A 17777-nucleotide genomic window follows, 5' to 3' on the forward strand; every position below is an offset into this window, starting at 1 on the left:
ACGTGGAACCGTCCCACGAGAGGCTAGAAGAATAGCGACGGACTTTGCGCGGTCTCGCCCTTGCACCAGGCCAACCCCGACTCATATTCCACCGCGAACGGATCGTCCGTCGTTGCGGTCTTGGGATAGGGGTGCGTGGCGAGATAGCCTCGTGCATCGGTAAGTGCTTGTTGCTCCGTCTCGTTGCACGCGCTGTATCGCCTACTCAGACCCAACATAAAGATGCTCTCTCGGATACGCCAGTCGGCGCTTTGCCGATAGGCATCCAGTTGGTCCTTTTCAACCAGACGCAGCGCCGTGGTCAGGCTGGCCATGTCACGGCCTCGTTGATTGTCCAAGGTCAAGACACCCAGCGTCGCCACATAGGCGCGGAAGCCTAGCTTTATGCCGCAGCCGAAGGCCATGCCGGTAACGGCCAGCCAGATGAGATGGACTGCCCAGCGACGTATCTTCTGCTTCAGGTTCGGGTTCATGAAGGTTTCAAGTAATCGTTCGGTTCGACGAGCCGGAATCCAGGTGTTTCCTCGACGCATTGCCTCAGCAGGAAGGCATGCCCCGCACCGTAGAACACCACGATCCGGTCCCCCGGTCGAGCGACTTGCAGCAGCTTCGCGCAGATCAGGAAGTTGCGACGGTACCAGCCTGTGAGCAGGTCCGTACCTGGCTGCGCATCGTCCGCACCGATGCGCAACATCGTCCGGTAAAACGCATTGTCGTTTTTCAGTCGGGCGGGATCGTTGAGGTAGCGAAGCTCCGCGGCGATCCCCTTTTCGGCGAGCAACTTCGATTCCGCGGCGATCTGCCGATCGATATCTGCGTTCTGCTCCGCAAGCAGCGGACCGAAGCCATGCGATTCGGCGTACGCCTTGACGGGCGGATAGGGAAAATCGCCATCGGCATCGATGCCGCGAATAGCCGCGAGGTGCGCCAGTTTGGCCAGGCGAAAACCAAGCTGCACTCGTTCGTTGCGTGAAGGGGGCAGGGTGCCGGCGAGGTAAGCCGCATACTTCTCGCTGGCCGGCGCCTTGTCCTGCTCGATGGCGACCTGGGTCGGTTTGAACCGGGCAAGGTCCTGCGTCAGTGCCACGATCTCGGCCTGCCTGCCGGGCTGCAGCACATCGTCGTGCTTCATGTTGTGCAGGTCGTGGCCGGGATTGTCCATGTGGGAGACGCCGACGATCATCACCTGGACCGGTGCGTTGGGCGTCTGGGCCAGCGTGAGCGAAGGTAGAACGGCAAGACATGCTGCAAGGAGCCACGGCCTGGTCTTAAGGAACAACGGTTGCTTGGAGCGTGGCATGAAACCCCCTTGGTAGGCGCGGCAGAAGCATCGCCGTCGTGTAGACGGCGATGGCTGGATTCCGATGGATTCGGATGCGCTGGCTTCGATGCCTTGCCATTGGCAAAGGTTTAAGTCTTTTCGTCTTCTTGTCCCGCTAACGTTGTCGACTCGCGCTTCTTAGCTATGGCTCCGCTACCCATAGCCCTGCCGCCAGCCCTACGGCCAGTAAGATCGCTCTCGTCATACCGTTCGATTCGCGAGTGCCCGGCCAGGAGCGGCCATGTGTTTACCGAAACTAGCCGATCAAGCATGTGGCATGCCAGTTGTGTATGACTTTCTGCCAATGCCGGGTTGCTCACGCTCGGTTACAGTGGCGGCGCGGTACCTCGCCCCGTCCCACCCAATATGCCACGGAGAGAAGCATGAGCAAGCAAGTCTTCATCAACCTGCCGGTCGCCGACCTGCCGAAATCCGTGGCCTTCTTTACGGCATTGGGTTTCTCGTACAACCCCCAGTTTTCCAATGACGACGGCGCCTGCTTCATCGTCAGCGAGACGATCTACATCATGCTGACGACGCACGCGCGTTTCAGGGACTTCACGCCCAAGGCCGTCTGCGATACGAGCGAAGCCGTGGAGGTGCTGATCTCCATCGGTTGTGACAGCCGCGAGGAAGTGGACCAACTGGTTGCCAAAGCGCTTGCCGCCGGCGCCACCACCTACGACGAGCCGGAAGACCTCGGCTTCATGTACTCCCACAGCTTTGTCGATCTGGACGGCCATGGGTGGGGTGTGCTGCACCTGAGCGGCACGCCTGGTTGAAGGATGGGATAGGGCGGCGCGCCTGGATCTCACCTAGGCCAGACGTCACTCGAAAGCACTTCCTGGAATATGCGACAGTGCGCCATGGAAGGCCTGCCCCACCGGGCGCCATGCGATGCACGGTTCTCCCGGGTGTCGAGGTTAAACGTCGAGAGGACACCCATGCGAGTACCGTGCCGCGCCATCCTGGCGTCCCTGTGGCTGAGCGTTGCCGTCGCCTCGCTGCATGCGGAAGTGCCGTCGTCTCCAGCGGTCGCCGCGACCGCCGAAGAGAGCGCCGATCCCGCCCAGGTCGTCACGCAACATGAAGGCCGGTTCGGCGGCGTCGACGTTCGATACGTCGCGACGGCTGGTCTTACGCCTATTTTCGATGACGACGGCAAGCCGGAAGCGAAAATCTTTTCCGTTGCCTATACTGCGAAGGTGAAAGATCCGGGTAGGCGTCCGGTAACGTTCCTTTTCAACGGGGGCCCCGGCTCCGCGTCGTTCTGGATCCAGATGGGCGCGCTCGGTCCGAGGATCATCGCGCTCGACGGTCCGGCCGGCCGCGGCGACCTGTCGAGTCCGGGCGCGGCCCTTGTCGACAATCCCGATGCCCTGCTCGACATCAGCGATCTCGTATTCATCGACCCGGTCGGCACAGGCTACAGTCATGCCGTCGGCGCGAAGAAGAACGACGACTTCTACAAGATCAGCACCGACGGCTCGTCGGTCGCCAAGTTCATCCGCACATGGCTGACCGAAAACAAGCGTTGGCCATCGCCCCGGTTCGTCGGCGGTGAATCCTACGGAACGATCCGCACGGCGATGATCGTCGATGACGATGCGTTCATGACCTTCAACGGTGCAATCCTGATCTCCCAGGGGCTCGATTGGGGCACGGTGATGATGCCGCCGGGCTATGATCGCGGCTACGAACTGTTCCTGCCAAGTTACTCGGCCGCCGCCTGGTTTCACCACCGCTTCGGTGGGCAGCATGCCGGTTCGGTGGCCGATGCCGTGGCGGAAAGCGAAGCCTTCGCATCGCGTGACTACACCGCCGCTCTCTCCCAGGGCAGCCACCTCGATGCCGCCGAACGCGATCGTGTCGCGGCTCGTCTGGCGAAGCTGACGGGAATCCCCGAGGATGAGTGGGTTCGGTCGAACCTCCGGATCGCTCCGGATACGTTTCGCCGCCTCCTGTTGCGCGATCAGGGCGTCAGGATCGCGCGCTTCGATGCGCGCTACACGACCGGAAGCGCCTCGGTCTTCGATCCGCAGGAAACCTTTGATCCGTCACTATCGGCGGCCGGGCTGCCATACCTGAATGCGATGCGCGGGTATCTCGGGACGGAACTCCAGGTGAAGGCGACGAGGCCCTATGTCGGTGTGCTTCCCGGCGATTGGACCTACGATCTCGACAATGGCGCTTTCGTCAATCCGGCGCCGAAGATCGGGGCGGCGATGACCCGCAATCCCGGCATGCACCTGTTCGTCGCGTCGGGTTACTACGATTTCTCGTCGCCGGTTTCTTCGGCGCAGTACAACATCGGGCACGCCGGCATCCCGACGGACCGTGTTGACATGAAGTACTATCCGACGGGGCACATGATGTATCTCGAGCCGGAGTACCGACAGCATCTGCTTAGCGATATGCGGTCGTTCATCGTGAAGACGATGTCGGAAAAAGCTGCGAAATAGATGTATGGGCGCACAAAGATGCCGTCAGCTGCGCACGAATGCCAATAGCGGCTGCATGTCTCCGGCGTCGGCCTGGCGAATGGCTTCCAGGTACCGTTTCCTCACGGCTGCACCTGCACCGTGAGGTGACGGAAATAGGGCTGTGTGTGGATCAGCCAAGCCCCGAGTTCCGCCACAGCCCGTTGTCAGGGATCGATTCCTCGGCATCCCTGAGCATGACCTGCCTCAACTCGGTAGAAACCGATTGATCCTCAAGCTTCATGTGGGCCGCGGCTTTGTCGTAAAGCTCGCTGTAAACCTCCAGGCGGCGTCGATCCACACTATTTTGCAGGGGCTGCCGGGGCACCATTAGGACAATCAGTTCGCAATCCATAGCGTGAGCTGCACGCCTCAAGCTGTCCAACTGTGCGGTTCCGGCCCGTTCGCTCATTTCCAGCTTGGCTAGGGCACTCTGGCTCTGGCCCATGCGTTGGGCCAGATCGGCTTGGGACATGCCCAGTGCGTCGCGGATACTGGCTACCCATCCGCCATGCGGTGCGGCCCGCAGCACGGTGAGGTTTTCCCGTAGCCAGCTCCCGGTCTTGTCGAGCTTCGAGCGTGCGAGACGCCGCATGTTCTGGCGATTTGAGAGAGGCATGGAGTGCTCCTGGCGCCTGCGACGGAAGCAGATAGGAATTGGACGGAATGGTTTTTGATGATTTCAAGTCGCTATAGCGACTTTAAACGATTAATATAAGTCATCATAGCGACTTAAATAGTATATTTTCAAGTCGGTTTAACTCATAAGAATTTCGTTCGGTCGTTTGGGATGGGTGCCGCAATTCGCAACTCATCCGGTACGGCTAAAATGGCGGCATGCCCGTCATCGAACCCACCGCCTTTCGCCTCACCGTCGCCCCCATGATGGACTGGACGGACCGCCACTGCCGTTACTTCCACCGGCTGCTGTCTCCGCATGCGCGCCTCTACACCGAGATGGTCACCAGCGCGGCGCTGGTGCGTGGCAACCAGCTGCGCCTGCTCGAGCACAGCCACGAGGAACATCCCGTGGCCCTGCAACTGGGTGGCAGCGACCCGGTGGAGCTGGCCAAGGCCGCGGTCATGGGCGCGGCGGCGGGTTACGACGAGATCAACCTCAACGTGGGTTGCCCGTCGGATCGGGTGCAGTCCGGCAAGTTCGGCGCCTGCCTGATGCGCGAGCCGGCCCTGGTCGGCGAGTGCGTCCGGGCCATGGCCGACGTGGTGGACGTGCCGGTCACGGTCAAGTGCCGCATCGGCGTGGACGACCAGGATGCCTACGAGGACCTGCAACGGTTCACCACCACCATGGTCGAGGCCGGCGTGGGCACGCTGGTGGTTCACGCGCGTAAGGCGTGGCTGGACGGTCTCAGCCCCAAGGAGAACCGGGAGATCCCGCCGCTGGACTACGAGCGGGTCTACCGTTTGAAGCGTGAGTTCCCCCAGCTCACCGTCGTGATCAACGGCGGTATCACCACGGTGGAGGCGGTGCGCGAGCACCTGGCCCGGGTGGATGGCGTGATGCTGGGGCGGGCGGCCTACCACGATCCCTTCGTGCTGGCCCGCCTGGAGGCCGACCTTTACGGTACCCCGCTGCCCGACCGGGCCCAAGTGCTGGAACGCATGCGCATCTATATAGAGGCCGAACTGGCCCGGGGCACCCAGCTCAAGCACATCACCCGACACATCCTGGGGCTGTTCCAGGGCGAGCCCGGCGCGCGCGGTTTCCGCCGCCAGTTGAGCGAGGGCGCGCACCTTCCCGGCGCCGACTGGCGCCTGATCGAAGCCGCCATGGCACCTTTGCGGCAGGCCGCCTAGGTTTCGTTCAGCTTCAGGCGGGTAGGCCATGGGCATGATCGTGCCACTTGCCGTCCGCCGTCGTGCCGCGCCAGACATGAAAATCACGTTTCTTCCGCTAATTTTCGCCGCGTTCTGCGTCGCGCTGCCCGTGGCTGCCCAGGCGGAACAGTCGCTGACGCTCGAACAGGCCGTTAGCAAGGTGCAGAAGGAAACCGGGGGAAAAGTGCTGTCGGCGGATACGCGGCTCGTGGAGCGCGGCCGGATCACCGAATACCGGGTCAAGGTGCTGACGCTGGACGGTCACGTCCGCGTCGTCCCCGTCCGAACCGAAACCGCCAAGCCCCTGGACCTCAGTGCCGGGGACAACAAGGAGAAACATTGATGCGCATCCTGCTCGTTGAGGACGAGGCACCGCTTCGCGAGACCCTCGCCGCGCGCCTGAAACGCGATGGCTTCGCCGTCGACGCGGCCCAGGACGGCGAAGAGGGGCTCTACCTCGGCCGCGAGGTGCCCTTCGACCTGGCCATCATCGACCTGGGGCTGCCCAAGCTCTCGGGCATGGACCTGGTCAAGGCGCTGCGCGAGCACGGCCAGCGCTACCCGATCCTGATCCTCACGGCGCGCGGCAGCTGGCAGGACAAGGTCGAAGGCCTCAAGCACGGCGCCGACGACTACCTGGTCAAGCCGTTCCATGTCGAGGAACTGCTGGCCCGCATCAATGCGCTGGTCCGCCGCGCCAGCGGCTGGTCCAAGCCCGTGCTGGCCTGCGGGCCGATCAAGCTCGACACCACGGCGCAGACGGTCACCGTCGAAGGTCGTCAGGTCGACCTGACCAGCTATGAGTACAAAGTGCTGGAATACCTGATGCTGCACGCGGGCGAGCTGGTCTCCAAGGCCGATCTCACCGAGCACATCTACCAGCAGGACTTCGACCGCGACTCCAACGTGCTGGAGGTCTTCATCGGCCGCCTGCGCCGCAAGCTGGATCCGGAAAGCGCGCTCAAGCCGATCGAGACCGTCCGCGGTCGCGGCTACCGTTTCGCCATTCCGCGGAACGAAGCCGACGAAGACTGATCGAAACCGTGGACGGCGCCGCCTCACCACCGCGCCGTCCCGAGGTAGCCGGAAGCATGGATAACGCTTCACCGATCAAACGACGGCCGTTGTCGCTGGCCGCGCGCGCCGCGCTGGCCACCGGCTTCGCGCTGGCGGCGTTCCTTGGTCTCACCGGCCTGGCGCAGAACAAGGCCAACTACGCCTCCGAGCTGTCGGCCATGCACGACCGGCTGCACAACTACGCCATCGCGTACATCACCGGTACGGACATCACCCGCGCCGGCAAGGTCACCACCCCGGACAGCCAGCCCAACCCCGATTTCTCGCGGCCGGGCTCGGGCCTGTACGCCATCATCGTCGGCAACGAGGGCTTTCGCTGGGAGTCGTCGTCGGCCCTGGGCCGAGATTTCGATTTCGTGCGCATGCTGGCGCCGGGCGAGACCGCCTTCGAGCCGGTGGAAACCCGCAGCGGCAAGCTGTATGTCTTCAGTTACGGCGTGTCGCTGGACAGCACCGAGAAGCGCAGCGTGCCGCTGACCTTCGCGGTCGCGCAGACGGAAGACCAGTTCGAGCGGCAGGTGGCAACGTACCGCCGTACGCAGTTCCTCTGGCTGGCCATGCTGGGCATGATGCTGATGCTGCTGCAGCTGTTCCTGCTGCGCTGGAGCCTGTTGCCGCTGCGTCGCGTGTCCAGTGATCTCGCCCACATCGAGCGCGGCGCGCGCGACCACCTGGACGGCCCGTACCCGATGGAGCTGACGGTGCTGACCAAGCGCCTCAATGCCTTCATCGACAGCGAGCGCGAGCAGCGCACGCGTTACCGCGACACCCTGGCCGACCTCGCGCATAGCCTGAAGACGCCGCTGGCCGTGGTGCGCTCGCAGCTGGAAAACGACGCGGACGCCCGCAGCCTGCGCGGGGATATCCTCGAGCAGGTGCGCAAGATGGACGAACTGGTGGCCTACCAGTTGTCGCGCGCGGCCACCTCGGGCCGACGCACCATCGCCTCGGTCGAGCCGATCGCCGGGCATGCGGAAGACCTGGTGCAAAGCCTGGAGAAGGTCTACGCCGCCAAGAACGTGCTGTGCGAATTCGAGATCGAGGAAGGCGTGACCTTCCCGGGCGAGCAGGGCGACCTGCTCGAACTGATGGGCAACCTGGTCGAGAACGCCTTCAAATGGGCCTCGCATCGTGTGTTGCTTACCGCGCGCTCGGTGGCGAAGGTGCGCGGTCGGGCCGGCCTGGAGTTGATCGTGGAAGACGACGGCCCGGGTATCCCCGACGACAAGATCGACCTGATCCTGCAGCGCGGTGTCCGTGGCGACGAGCGGGTGCAGGGCCACGGCATCGGTTTGTCCATCGTGCAGGACATCGTCAAGGCGTACCAGGGCGAACTGCACGTCGACCATTCCGAGGAACTGGGCGGCGCCCGCTTCAGCGTGCGTATCCCGCCCGCCTGATTTTCCCGTGTTGCCTGCGCAGGCTGGCAGGCAGACGCACCCGATGGCTCTCAGCCCTGATCGGCCGGTGAGGGCCCATAGAAGGCCTCGAGCAGCCGGGCCACCGCTGGCTCGGCCTCACGTAGCGTCGCCGGCTGCGAAAAATGCATCTCGCTGGTCACGGCGAAATATTCCTCGGGGGCTTCCGCGCCGTACGGGTCGATGGCCGTCTCGCGCCCACGATCCGCGGCGCGTGACAGGCGTTCGAAGCCCTGCTGCATGGTGGCGATCCATTCGCGCCGATCGATGCCCGGCGGCAGGGGCGGCACACCGTTGGCCGGGCGCGCCAGCATGTCCAGCTTGTGCGCCATCTCGTGCACGATCACATTGATGCCGTCCCACGGCGCCTCGATGTCCAGCGCGACATCGGCGAGCGAGAGCACCATCGGTCCCCGCTCCCATGCTTCGCCGATCAGCGTGTCGTCGCTCTCGGTCACCACGCCGGTCGGCGGGTCGTGGCGGCTGCGTCGCACGTTGAACTGCCCCGGATAGACCAGCACGTTGGTCCAGCCCTTGAAGGCCTTCGGCCCATGCGGCAGCGCGGGGAGGCTGGCCTGCATGGCGATGGCCAGTCGCCAGAAGTCGTCCAGCACGGCACCGCCCAGTGCATGGAACCGCTTGGTGTGCAGGAAGTGGGCGGCAAGCACGCGCAGGTAACGGGCGCGCGGCGTGTCCAGTGCGCGTGCGAGTGGCAGTCGTGCGACGGCCTGCGCCCACAGCGTGTCGTCTATCGGAGGAATCGGCGCGCGAAAACGCGCAAGCCACGAGGAAAGAACGCCCAAGGAACGATCCGGGCCGTTCTAGAAAATGGACCCGGGAAGCATCGACTGCCAGCTTGGCCCCGAGGAGCGACCGCCCGACGAGCCGTCGTGCGTGTCGGCGTCGGCATCCACCGGTGGCGGCATGGGAATCTGGCCCTGGCCCCGCGTGCCGGGTACCCCATGGAACGGGCGCGCCGTGTCCGTAGCGGCGCTGTCGCGGCCGCTGTCCTGCCCGGAGCGCGAGGTGGAACCGGCATCGAACGACGTCGACGACGCGACAGACCGGCCCAGGGAGAGCAGGTTGCTGGTCATGCGGGCGTCGGACGCGGCGGCGGTGCCGATGGCACCGACGAGGCACAGCCATCCGAAGATGTACGGTCTGGCGTTCATCGGTATACCCCGTGGGCCCCGGACATGCCGGGGGACGACCGATCCTCTCAGAAATATCGCGTAGGTGCCAGTGCTGGAGGTCCGTCATCGGCCCTCCCGGGCCAACGCGGGCGAAATCCTTCCCGCTGCCCTAGAATTGCGTAATGTCCCGGCTCCTTCCCTCCCCGACACCGGCCGCCTGACGGCCCACGGTAGCCCATGCTCGCTCGCGACCTCATGGAAGCCCTCGCCGGCGGCGACGCCGTGTCCGGTGCCACCCTGGCCCGGCAGGCCGGTGTCACGCGTGCGGCCGTGTGGAAGCAGATCGAATCCCTGCGGCTCAAGGGCGTGCCGGTGGAGGCCAAGGTCGGCGGTGGTTACCGCCTGCCATGGACCACGGAGCTGCTCGACGCCCGGCGTATCCGCGCCTCGCTGTCTGCCGACGTCTCGCCCCGGGTCGGCATGCTGGAAACCCATTGGGAGATCGACTCCACCTCGAGCGAGCTGGCGCGACGCATTCCCACCCTCGACGACCTCGCGTTCGTCATGGCCGAGACGCAATCGGCCGGACGTGGGCGTCGTGGGCGCGTGTGGCTGTCGCCGCCGGGCATGAATTTGTACCTGTCGGTGCTCAAGCGGTTCGACAGCGGGTTCGCGTCGCTGTCCGGGTTGTCACTGGCGGTCGGGGTCATGCTGATCCGCGCGCTTGACGACCTGGGCATCCGCACTGCCGGCCTGAAATGGCCGAACGATGTGCTTGCCGGGCATGCCAAGCTGGCCGGGATCCTGGTTGAACTGTCCGGCGAATATTCCGGGCCCTGCGCGGCCATTATCGGTGTCGGCCTCAACATCCGCCTGCCCGATACCCTGCGCGAGCGTGCCGCCCAGCCGGTGACGGACCTCGCCGATTTGGCCGGTGGGCAGCCGCCGGGACGCAACCAGGTAGCCACGGCGGTGGTCTCCGCGCTGGCGGAAGGGCTGCTTGCCTTCGAGCGTCGCGGCTTTTCGGCCTTCGCCGCGGAGTACGCCGCCAACGACCTGCTGCGCGACCAGCCACTGCGCGTCATCGATCCGCGCGGCGAATACCACGCCACCGGCGAGGGTGTGGACGAACGCGGGGCGCTGCGCGTGCGCCGCGCCGACGGCGAGTCGGTGACGGTGGACAGCGCGGATGTCTCCGTGCGCAGGAGCGGCATGTGATCCTGTTGCTGGACCTGGGTAACACCCGCCTGAAGTTCGCCTTGCTGGACGGCACCACCTTCACCCATCGGGGTGCGTTTGGCTGGGATGCCGACATCGCGCACGAACTGGCCGCGCTGTGGGCCGCGTGGCCGACACCGACGCGGGTCGTCGGCGCCTCCGTCGTGGACTCCGCGCGGGAAACCGCAGTGGATGTGGCGGCGCGCAAGGCGTTCGGTCTCAAGGCCGAGTGGGTGCGCACGCCAGCGCAGGCCTGCGGCGTGACCAACGCGTACGCGGAGCCGCAGCGCCTGGGGGTGGATCGCTTCCTGGCGCTGGTGGATGCGCATGCGGCGGGACGCTCGCCCTGTGTCCTGGCCAGCGTGGGCACGGCGCTCACCCTGGATGCGCTGGATGCGGAAGGCCGGCACCTCGGCGGCTGGATCGCGCCGGGTCCGTTGCTGATGCAGCAATCCGTGCTCGGGGCCACCGTGCAGGTGCGCCCGTCGGCCGCGGGCAACGTTCGCGATCTGGCCGACAACACCGCCGACGGCCTGGCCTCGGGCTGCTGGCAGGCCTGCGCGGCGCTGGTCGATCGTTTCGTCGAGCGCTCGCGGGACACCCTCGGCGGACACCCCACCGTGACCCTGGGCGGGGGCGACGCCGCCGTGCTGGCCCCGCTGCTCGAGAACGAGGTCATGCTCGTGCCCGACACCGTGCTGCGCGGGCTGGCCGTCTGGGCCACGGTGCACACCGCCACCGTCGATATCGCCTAGAATCCCGACGCCGCCGGTTCTGACCAGGGGAACGCGCGCAGGTCCAACGTCACGCCCAAGGCCACCATGCTGCTGCGTTTGTTCTTCGTCTTGCTGATCGCCCTCAACATCGCGGTGGCCGCGTGGCTGCTGCTGGGCGACACCGGCACCCATGCGGTGGACCCCACCGATAGCGGCGTGCCCCGACTCAAGCTATTGGCCGAGGTGCCGGCGCCGGCGGCTACCGTAGCGCCACTTGCCGCCGCGCCGGTCCATGCCGCGCTTGCGGTGCCGACGTCCGCCGCGGCACCGGCGTCTTCGAATGCATCGCCGGCGACGGCAACCACCCAGGCATCGGTTCCCGCATCCACGCCCGCTGCCTCTGCACCGATCGCGTCCGTGTCCGGCGCCTCGGCGACGTCCGCCTTGGCAGCGGCCGCCGCCAAAGCGAAGGCACCGTCATCCTCCTTGCCCACGACACCACCGCCGGCCGTTCCGGCACCGACCAGCCCCAAACGCGCCTATCGCTGCCTCGCCGTGGGTCCGTTCGCCAACCAGGTGGACCTGCGCGCCGCGCGTACCGCGATCGCCTCGCGCACGGTGCGCAGTCGCCAGCGCCAGGAGCAGGCCAGCGAGTCGCGAGGCTGGCGGGTGTTCCTGCCCGCGCAGGCCACGCGCGAGCAGGCGCTGGCGCAGGCCCGTCGGCTCGAAGCCAAGGGCATCAAGGATTATTTCGTGGTGACGGTGCAGGGTGAGCTGCAGAACTCCGTGGCCCTGGGCCTGTTCCACGACCCGGCGAACGCGCGCAAGCGCCGCGACGAAGTGGCCGCCGCCGGTTTCCCGGCCCGCATGAGCGAACGTACCGAGACCACGCCCGTGTGGTGGCTGGACGTGGTGGTGCCCGAGGATGGCGGCAGCGACCTCCGCAAGGGCCTGCGCAACCCTGCCGTGACCACTCGACCCACGGGTTGCTTCTGATAAACTTCCGCACTTCGCCGGCATAGCTCAGTTGGTAGAGCAACCGCCTTGTAAGCGGTAGGTCCCCAGTTCGAATCCGGGTGTCGGCACCACCCCGCGAAAATCCCGATCGGCCTCAACCGTCGGTCGATCTCGACAACGCCTCCCAGCGATCGATGTCCGCCAACATGGCGTTGAGCTTGCCGCGTACCAGACCCACCGCATCGCTGCCCAGCAGGAGGTCCGCCGGAGGATCGGGCAGGTCGATCAACGCGAGTATCGCCTTACCCGCCCGTGCGGGATCGCCCAGCTGGTGGCCACTTTTTTCCTTCCGCGCCTGCCTTATCGGTTCGAACAACGCGTCGTAGTCGGCAACGCTGCGCGGCGTGCGCCGCATCGATCGGCCAGCCCAGTCCGTCCTGAAACTACCCGGCGCAACGGCCGTGACGTGGACGCCGAACGGTGCCAACTCTTTTCCCAGCACCTCACTGATGCCTTCCAGCGCGAACTTGCTGCCGCAGTAGTAGGCAATGCCGGGCATGGTGATGAAGCCGCCCATGGAGGTGATGTTGACGATGTGGCCGCGGCGGCGTTCGCGGAACCTCGGCACGAAGGCTTTCGTCACGGCCACGGCGCCGAAGACGTTGACCTCGAACTGCCGACGCATCTCCTCCATGGGCGACTCCTCCAGGATGCCTTCGTGGCCATAGCCCGCGTTGTTGACCAGCACGTCGATGGCGCCATGGCGGGATTCGACATCGGCCACGACGCGCGGGATGGCGTCGTGATCGGTGACATCGAGGATGACTGCATGCGCGCGCGTGGCGTCCAGGGCTTCGAATGCAATGCGGGCATCTTCGTTGCGCACGGTCCCGATGACGCGATGGCCGGCCGCGAGGGCTTCGCGCGACAACGCCTGCCCGAAGCCGCTGCTGACGCCGGTGATGAAAAATGTCTTGTTATCCATGGTCTGGCCTTTTCGTATGACGTGCCGACCAAGGTAGTGTTCGCGTACATTGCCGCCCATGGCTTGCTGTCTTGCACCCTTGCCTGATCCTATGACACCGGTTTGCATCGACGCCTGGGATGAAGGACATTGGCGCGATGGACGATAGCCGCCGTCGGCGCCAGCGCATGATCGGTCTTCTCCGCGGCATGGCCCGCGACGAGGGGTACACACTGACGTGCCTGCCCGACGTGCGCCTGCTTCGCGCCGACCGACCCCTGAGTCGCACGCCCGTGCTGTACGAGCCCGGCATCGTCATCGTGGTCCAGGGAAGCAAGCGAGGCTTCCTGGGGCGGCAGACCTTCGTCTACGACGACCAGCACTACCTTGTCGTGTCCGTGCCGGTGCCCTTCACGATGGAGACGCATGCCACGGCGCAGGAGCCGCTGCTGGCGATCTACCTTCGCCTGGACAGCGCCATGGCTCTCGACCTGTGCGAGCAACTGGACCGCCACGAAGGCATCGCCACGGCTGAGCCCCGCGGGCTGTATTCCTCGCCGATGGAAGCCTCGCTGTCGATGGCGGTGCTGCGTCTGCTCGAGGCGCTGGCGAATGCGCCGGAGGGCGAACTGCTTGGCCCCGCCATGGTGCGGGAGATCTACTTCCGCGTGCTGTGCGGCGCGCAGGGCGGCTCGATGCGTGCCGCGCTGGCCCAGCAGGGGCGATTCGGCAGGGTGGCGCGCGCGATCCGTTTGATCCACAGCGAGTACGACGAGGCCCTCAGCGTCGATCGCCTGGCCCACGAGGCGGCGATGAGCGTGCCGACGTTTCATGCCCATTTTCGCGCGATGACCGGCACGTCGCCGATGCGCTACGTGCAATCGACCCGGCTGCACCAGGCGAGGCTGCACATGCTTCGCCAGGACACGACGGCCGCGGCGGCCGCGACCGCTGTCGGCTACGAAAGCGCCTCGCAGTTCAGTCGTGAATTCAAGCGCCTGTTTGGTCGCCCTCCCGTGGAGGAAGTGGCACGGATGCGACGGGACTTCGCCATGCCTGAAGCGCTGACGCCGTCGGGCTTCGTGTCGTCCCATTGAGCGTCGCCCAGCCAACCGAGCCACCGAGGAAAGATCCATGATCGACGTTCGACGGGTTTTCATCGCCGTTATCGCCATCGCCACGCTGGCTGGCGCGGCAAGCATGGCGAAGCCTCCCCTCGTTCGAGTGACGCAGGGCGTGCTATCCGGTACGACCTCTGCGGAAGTCGATGCCTTCCTCGGCATCCCGTATGGTGCCAGCACGGCGGGCGAGGGCCGGTGGCGCTCGCCGCGACCGGCTCCCGCGTGGCGGGCGACGCGCATGGCGATGGCCTTCGGCCCCGCCTGCCAGCAAGACGTCGGCGGCAGCTTCGGTCCGTACACGCCGGAGTACCTCGTGCAGGGCGAGGTGAGCGAGGACTGCCTGTCGCTGAATGTCTGGCGCCCGTCCGCCGCCACGGCACCACATGCGGGCCTGCCGATCATGGTCTGGGTCCACGGCGGCGGCTTTGCCGGTGGCTCGGGATCGGTGCCGATCTATAACGGCGCTACGCTGGCACGCGGCGGCATCATCGTGATCACGGTGAACTACCGCCTCGGCGTCTTCGGGTTCCTCGCGCCTCCGGAGCTCTCTGCCGCCGAGGGTGCGCCGGGTAACTACGGCATCGAGGACCTGTTGCTCGCGCTGCATTGGATCAGGGACAACGCGCGGGCGTTCGGCGGCGATCCGTCGCGCATCACGCTCGCGGGCCAGTCGGCGGGCTCCATGGCGATCCACGACCTGATGGTGGCGCCCGCCGCGAAAGGCCTGTTCCAGCAGGTCATCTCGCAAAGCGGTCCCGGCATGGGCATAGCGCCCCGAACCCTTGCGCAGGCGCAGGCAACGGGCAAGAAAGTCCTGGCCGCGGCAGGCGTACGCACCATTGATGAACTGCGTCGTCTGCCTGCATCGCAGGTGGCGCAGGCGGCCCGTCAGGCCGACGAAGGGATGATGACGTTCGCGCCGGTGATCGACGGACGGCTGATTCCGTCCAACCCCTATGCCAGTGTCGCCGGCACGTTTATCGACACACCTGTCCTTGCCGGCATGACGGCGGATGAATCGTCTGGCGACGCCAATCCCGAGGATCGGCGCGTGCACCGTGAGCGAGGCATGGCCGCCACCGAGCGCTGGGCGAGGGCGCGCGCTGCCACGAGTCACCAACCGATCTACCTTTACCTGTTCGATCATGTCGAACCCGGTTCGGAAGCGTTCGGCGCGTTCCACAGCTCGGAGATTCCTTATGCGTTGGGCAACCTCGATGCGGCGAAAGAGCGGGCTTTCAAGCCACGCGATCGCGTCATCGCCGATACGATGACCGCGTACTGGCTCGGCTTCGTCAAGACGGGGCGGCCTGTCGCCAAGGGGCAAGCGGTGTGGCCGCGCTATGACCCCGCCACACCGGTGATGATGCGTCTTGGCGATCGCATGCAGAGTGAGCCCATGCTCGATGCGACGAAGCGGCGGTTCTACGACACGTATGTCGAAGGTGGTGGGCACCTGTCCCTGTTCTGATGCTTCGCTCGACGGCGTGTCAGCCAGTGTTGGCGAAGCAGGCTGTCAGCGCAGATAGCGCCGATCGAACCAGAACGGCTCCACCTCGACCTCGGTCACGCAGCGCGCCATGTCCGCATGCGCGGGGTTCACCAGCACGTTGGTTGCATGCGCGAGGATGGCCGACGGCACCGGTAGTAACAGGTGATCCTTGCGGGCCAGCCAGGCGTCGCCGACGGCCTGGCTGGTCGGCTCGTTGGCCTGCCAGCCCGACGGCAGCCGGGGCGTCGGCGCCAGAGTGGCGCGATCGTCCACGTCGATGGCGATCAGCTTGAGCGTCAGCGGGATGGACGTGATGCCCAGGCGCATGTGCGCCATGGCTTCGACCATGGCGAGGGCAGGGTGCTCGGAGGTGTACAGGATGGCGCGGCCCCGCGTGTGCCAGCGGCCGTCGGCATGCTGGCCGCCCACCCCGCTCAGGCCGGGGTAGGACGAGATACGCCACAGGCGCATCAGAACATGCCGTGGGCGGTGCGCAGGATGCGTGCCTCGATCAGCCGCGCGCCGTTGTCGCTGGCCGCAAGCTCCAGCGGGGTGACCGGCGGGTCGCCGTCCAGGTAGTCGGCCGGCGTGTTGAACCAGGTGAGCGCCATGGCCTCGTCACCGAACAGTTCGACGGCTTCCGCGAACACCCGGGCGACACGCACCACCCGTTCGGATTCGACTTCGCTGAAGCGGCCTTCGCTGAGGCGACGGCGCACCGTGCTTTCCGGCGCAACGAGGTTGGCGGGAAAATGCAGTTTGTCGGCCACGCGGCGATAGGAATGGACCGAAATCCCCTGACTGACCAGCCGGACGGCATCCGCATCCGACTCGAGCTTGAGATCGAGCAGCCGGGCCATGCGGCTATGCACCGTCTCGCGGAGTTCATAACGGATGGGGTCGGCATCGGCGACGTAGGCGATCATGACGTAATCCTCTCCATTTGAGCGGAAGTTTACGCCATTTGGCGGGCATCCGCACGCGGCTCCTGTCCCGTTCGCTCGTCGTCCTTCGCCGCGGTTATCGGCTACCCCCTGACGCGCTGCAACGTGGCTGTTTCCGGGCGCCATGTAAACTTGCGGGATGCTGAGTCCTATCGTATGAGCCCGCTTACCCGTTCCGTCGCCCTGATCGGCGCCCCTACCGACATCGGTGCCGGCCACCGTGGCAGTTCCATGGGGCCGGAGGCGCTGCGCGTCGCCCGCCTGGCGGAGCGCCTGTCCCGCCGTGGCATGCACGTGGTCGATCGCGGCAACCTGTCCGGCCCGCTCAACCCGTGGCTACCGCCGGTGAACGGTTACCGCCACCTGGACGAAGTGGTGGCCTGGAACACCGCCGTGCACGACGCTATCCACGCGGCGCTGACCGAAGGCCAACTGCCGATCATGCTCGGTGGCGACCACTGCCTGGCGATCGGCTCGATCTCCGCCGTGGCCCGCCATTGCCGCGAGACGGGCAAGAAGCTGCGCGTGCTGTGGCTGGATGCCCATGCGGACTTCAACACCAGCCAGATCACCCCGTCGGGCAACATCCACGGCATGCCCGTCGCCTGCCTGTGCGGGCACGGGCCCGACGTGCTCACCCATATTGGCGGCACCGCGCCGGCGACCACGCCGGACGTGTTCCGGCAGGTCGGCATCCGCTCGGTGGACGAGGGCGAGAAGCGCTTCGTGCACGAGGTGGGCATCGATATCTACGACATGCGCTACATCGACGAGATCGGCATCAAGGCCGCGATGGAAGAGGCGCTGTCCGGCGTGGACGAAGACACCCACCTGCACGTCAGCTTCGATGTGGATTTCCTCGACCCCTCGATCGCCCCGGGCGTGGGCACTACCGTGCGTGGCGGCCCCAATTACCGTGAGGCCCAGCTGGTCATGGAAATGATCGCGGACACCGGCCGGGTCGGCTCGCTGGACATCGTCGAGCTCAACCCGGCGTTCGACAAGCGCAACCAGACGGCGAAACTGGCCGTGGACCTGGTCGAATCGCTGTTCGGCAAATCCACGCTCATGCGTTGACCCCGGGTTCCGGTGGCGGC

At 65.9% G+C, this 17777-nt stretch carries 20 protein-coding genes and 1 tRNA gene; 13 read left to right on the plus strand and 8 right to left on the minus strand.

Features of this window, described 5'->3' with window-relative positions; genetic code table 11:
- Positions 1-23: 23 nt before the first annotated feature.
- On the minus strand, positions 24-473 hold the full coding sequence (locus QRN34_RS14925) for a hypothetical protein (protein WP_285405610.1): 450 nt from the start codon (positions 471-473) through the stop codon (positions 24-26).
- Positions 470-1300 (minus strand): DUF5694 domain-containing protein, encoded by an 831-nt coding sequence (locus tag QRN34_RS14930; protein WP_285405612.1) that lies wholly within the window; start codon positions 1298-1300, stop codon positions 470-472. The genes QRN34_RS14925 and QRN34_RS14930 overlap by 4 nt, the downstream gene beginning before the upstream one ends.
- 404 nt (positions 1301-1704) lie before the next feature.
- Between QRN34_RS14930 and QRN34_RS14935 the strand changes: the two genes are divergently transcribed.
- Together QRN34_RS14935 and QRN34_RS14940 are read left to right on the plus strand one after the other, a co-directional pair.
- Positions 1705-2103: a glyoxalase/bleomycin resistance/extradiol dioxygenase family protein gene (locus QRN34_RS14935; RefSeq protein WP_285405614.1), complete on the plus strand. Its 399-nt coding sequence runs from the start codon at positions 1705-1707 to the stop codon at positions 2101-2103.
- Between the two features lie 162 nt (positions 2104-2265).
- A complete protein-coding gene (locus tag QRN34_RS14940) occupies positions 2266-3783 on the plus strand; it encodes a hypothetical protein (RefSeq protein WP_285405616.1) in 1518 nt (505 codons plus the stop codon).
- Positions 3784-3934: 151 nt separating this feature from the next.
- Here QRN34_RS14940 and QRN34_RS14945 read toward each other — a convergent pair whose 3' ends face one another.
- A complete protein-coding gene (locus QRN34_RS14945; protein ID WP_285405618.1) occupies positions 3935-4420 on the minus strand; it encodes a helix-turn-helix domain-containing protein in 486 nt (161 codons plus the stop codon).
- Between the two features lie 218 nt (positions 4421-4638).
- On the opposite strand from QRN34_RS14945, the gene dusA reads away from it, so the two are divergent.
- From dusA to QRN34_RS14965, 4 genes are read left to right on the plus strand one after another with little or no spacing between them, the layout of a single operon-like run.
- On the plus strand, positions 4639-5619 hold the full coding sequence (gene dusA / locus QRN34_RS14950) for a tRNA dihydrouridine(20/20a) synthase DusA (protein ID WP_285405620.1): 981 nt from the start codon (positions 4639-4641) through the stop codon (positions 5617-5619).
- Positions 5620-5647: 28 nt separating this feature from the next.
- On the plus strand, positions 5648-5983 hold the full coding sequence (locus tag QRN34_RS14955) for a hypothetical protein (RefSeq protein WP_051938619.1): 336 nt from the start codon (positions 5648-5650) through the stop codon (positions 5981-5983).
- Positions 5983-6675 (plus strand): response regulator transcription factor, encoded by a 693-nt coding sequence (locus tag QRN34_RS14960; RefSeq protein ID WP_036115892.1) that lies wholly within the window; start codon positions 5983-5985, stop codon positions 6673-6675. Before QRN34_RS14955 ends, QRN34_RS14960 begins: the two co-directional genes overlap by 1 nt.
- Positions 6676-6731: 56 nt before the next feature.
- Positions 6732-8117 (plus strand): ATP-binding protein, encoded by a 1386-nt coding sequence (locus tag QRN34_RS14965; RefSeq protein WP_285405628.1) that lies wholly within the window; start codon positions 6732-6734, stop codon positions 8115-8117.
- A 50-nt stretch (positions 8118-8167) separates the two neighbouring features.
- Here the strand turns inward: QRN34_RS14965 and QRN34_RS14970 are convergent, their stop codons facing one another.
- Positions 8168-8938 (minus strand): M90 family metallopeptidase, encoded by a 771-nt coding sequence (locus QRN34_RS14970; protein WP_285405630.1) that lies wholly within the window; start codon positions 8936-8938, stop codon positions 8168-8170.
- A gap of 18 nt (positions 8939-8956) precedes the next feature.
- Positions 8957-9307 (minus strand): hypothetical protein, encoded by a 351-nt coding sequence (locus QRN34_RS14975; RefSeq protein ID WP_285405632.1) that lies wholly within the window; start codon positions 9305-9307, stop codon positions 8957-8959.
- 198 nt (positions 9308-9505) lie between these two features.
- Here QRN34_RS14975 and QRN34_RS14980 point away from each other — a divergent pair, with 198 nt between their 5' ends.
- The 4 genes from QRN34_RS14980 to QRN34_RS14995 all read left to right on the plus strand — a co-directional run bounded on the left by QRN34_RS14980 (position 9506) and on the right by QRN34_RS14995 (position 12290).
- Positions 9506-10486, plus strand: coding sequence for a biotin--[acetyl-CoA-carboxylase] ligase (locus QRN34_RS14980; protein WP_285405634.1), 981 nt, complete (start codon positions 9506-9508; stop codon positions 10484-10486).
- Positions 10483-11241, plus strand: coding sequence for a type III pantothenate kinase (locus tag QRN34_RS14985; RefSeq protein ID WP_285405636.1), 759 nt, complete (start codon positions 10483-10485; stop codon positions 11239-11241). The genes QRN34_RS14980 and QRN34_RS14985 overlap by 4 nt, the downstream gene beginning before the upstream one ends.
- Positions 11242-11307: 66 nt before the next feature.
- Positions 11308-12198, plus strand: a complete 891-nt coding sequence (locus tag QRN34_RS14990) for an SPOR domain-containing protein (RefSeq protein WP_285405638.1) — start codon at positions 11308-11310, stop codon at positions 12196-12198.
- 16 nt (positions 12199-12214) lie between these two features.
- A tRNA-Thr gene (locus QRN34_RS14995) sits at positions 12215-12290 on the plus strand.
- A 23-nt stretch (positions 12291-12313) separates the two neighbouring features.
- Here QRN34_RS14995 and QRN34_RS15000 read toward each other — a convergent pair.
- Complete coding sequence (locus tag QRN34_RS15000) at positions 12314-13144, minus strand: oxidoreductase (protein WP_285405640.1); 831 nt, start codon at positions 13142-13144, stop codon at positions 12314-12316.
- Positions 13145-13281: 137 nt separating this feature from the next.
- Between QRN34_RS15000 and QRN34_RS15005 the strand changes: the two genes are divergently transcribed.
- Positions 13282-14220 (plus strand): AraC family transcriptional regulator, encoded by a 939-nt coding sequence (locus QRN34_RS15005; RefSeq protein ID WP_285405642.1) that lies wholly within the window; start codon positions 13282-13284, stop codon positions 14218-14220.
- 37 nt (positions 14221-14257) lie between these two features.
- On the plus strand, positions 14258-15715 hold the full coding sequence (locus QRN34_RS15010; protein ID WP_285405644.1) for a carboxylesterase family protein: 1458 nt from the start codon (positions 14258-14260) through the stop codon (positions 15713-15715).
- A gap of 45 nt (positions 15716-15760) precedes the next feature.
- On the opposite strand, the gene QRN34_RS15015 is transcribed toward QRN34_RS15010, so the two are convergent.
- Positions 15761-16207: an RES family NAD+ phosphorylase gene (locus QRN34_RS15015; RefSeq protein ID WP_285405646.1), complete on the minus strand. Its 447-nt coding sequence runs from the start codon at positions 16205-16207 to the stop codon at positions 15761-15763.
- Positions 16207-16662, minus strand: a complete 456-nt coding sequence (locus tag QRN34_RS15020; protein WP_285405647.1) for an antitoxin Xre/MbcA/ParS toxin-binding domain-containing protein — start codon at positions 16660-16662, stop codon at positions 16207-16209. The genes QRN34_RS15015 and QRN34_RS15020 overlap by 1 nt, the downstream gene beginning before the upstream one ends.
- A gap of 174 nt (positions 16663-16836) precedes the next feature.
- Between QRN34_RS15020 and rocF the strand changes: the two genes are divergently transcribed.
- On the plus strand, positions 16837-17757 hold the full coding sequence (gene rocF, locus QRN34_RS15025) for an arginase (RefSeq protein ID WP_285405649.1): 921 nt from the start codon (positions 16837-16839) through the stop codon (positions 17755-17757).
- Positions 17758-17777 lie beyond the last annotated feature (20 nt).

It is taken from the genome of Luteibacter sp. ME-Dv--P-043b, from assembly GCF_030209605.1.
Classification (GTDB): domain Bacteria; phylum Pseudomonadota; class Gammaproteobacteria; order Xanthomonadales; family Rhodanobacteraceae; genus Luteibacter.

Coding starts and splice junctions, on each gene's coding strand:
- rocF (WP_285405649.1), top strand. CDS start 16,837: ATGAGCCCGCTTACCCGTTCCGTCGCCCTGATCGGCGCCCCTACCGAC.
- QRN34_RS14925 (WP_285405610.1), bottom strand. CDS start 473: ATGAACCCGAACCTGAAGCAGAAGATACGTCGCTGGGCAGTCCATCTC.
- QRN34_RS15010 (WP_285405644.1), top strand. CDS start 14,258: ATGATCGACGTTCGACGGGTTTTCATCGCCGTTATCGCCATCGCCACG.
- QRN34_RS14980 (WP_285405634.1), top strand. CDS start 9,506: ATGCTCGCTCGCGACCTCATGGAAGCCCTCGCCGGCGGCGACGCCGTG.
- QRN34_RS14935 (WP_285405614.1), top strand. CDS start 1,705: ATGAGCAAGCAAGTCTTCATCAACCTGCCGGTCGCCGACCTGCCGAAA.
- dusA (WP_285405620.1), top strand. CDS start 4,639: ATGCCCGTCATCGAACCCACCGCCTTTCGCCTCACCGTCGCCCCCATG.
- QRN34_RS14975 (WP_285405632.1), bottom strand. CDS start 9,307: ATGAACGCCAGACCGTACATCTTCGGATGGCTGTGCCTCGTCGGTGCC.
- QRN34_RS14930 (WP_285405612.1), bottom strand. CDS start 1,300: ATGCCACGCTCCAAGCAACCGTTGTTCCTTAAGACCAGGCCGTGGCTC.
- QRN34_RS15000 (WP_285405640.1), bottom strand. CDS start 13,144: ATGGATAACAAGACATTTTTCATCACCGGCGTCAGCAGCGGCTTCGGG.
- QRN34_RS14965 (WP_285405628.1), top strand. CDS start 6,732: ATGGATAACGCTTCACCGATCAAACGACGGCCGTTGTCGCTGGCCGCG.
- QRN34_RS15005 (WP_285405642.1), top strand. CDS start 13,282: ATGGACGATAGCCGCCGTCGGCGCCAGCGCATGATCGGTCTTCTCCGC.
- QRN34_RS15020 (WP_285405647.1), bottom strand. CDS start 16,662: ATGATCGCCTACGTCGCCGATGCCGACCCCATCCGTTATGAACTCCGC.
- QRN34_RS14945 (WP_285405618.1), bottom strand. CDS start 4,420: ATGCCTCTCTCAAATCGCCAGAACATGCGGCGTCTCGCACGCTCGAAG.
- QRN34_RS14960 (WP_036115892.1), top strand. CDS start 5,983: ATGCGCATCCTGCTCGTTGAGGACGAGGCACCGCTTCGCGAGACCCTC.
- QRN34_RS14940 (WP_285405616.1), top strand. CDS start 2,266: ATGCGAGTACCGTGCCGCGCCATCCTGGCGTCCCTGTGGCTGAGCGTT.
- QRN34_RS15015 (WP_285405646.1), bottom strand. CDS start 16,207: ATGCGCCTGTGGCGTATCTCGTCCTACCCCGGCCTGAGCGGGGTGGGC.
- QRN34_RS14955 (WP_051938619.1), top strand. CDS start 5,648: ATGGGCATGATCGTGCCACTTGCCGTCCGCCGTCGTGCCGCGCCAGAC.
- QRN34_RS14990 (WP_285405638.1), top strand. CDS start 11,308: ATGCTGCTGCGTTTGTTCTTCGTCTTGCTGATCGCCCTCAACATCGCG.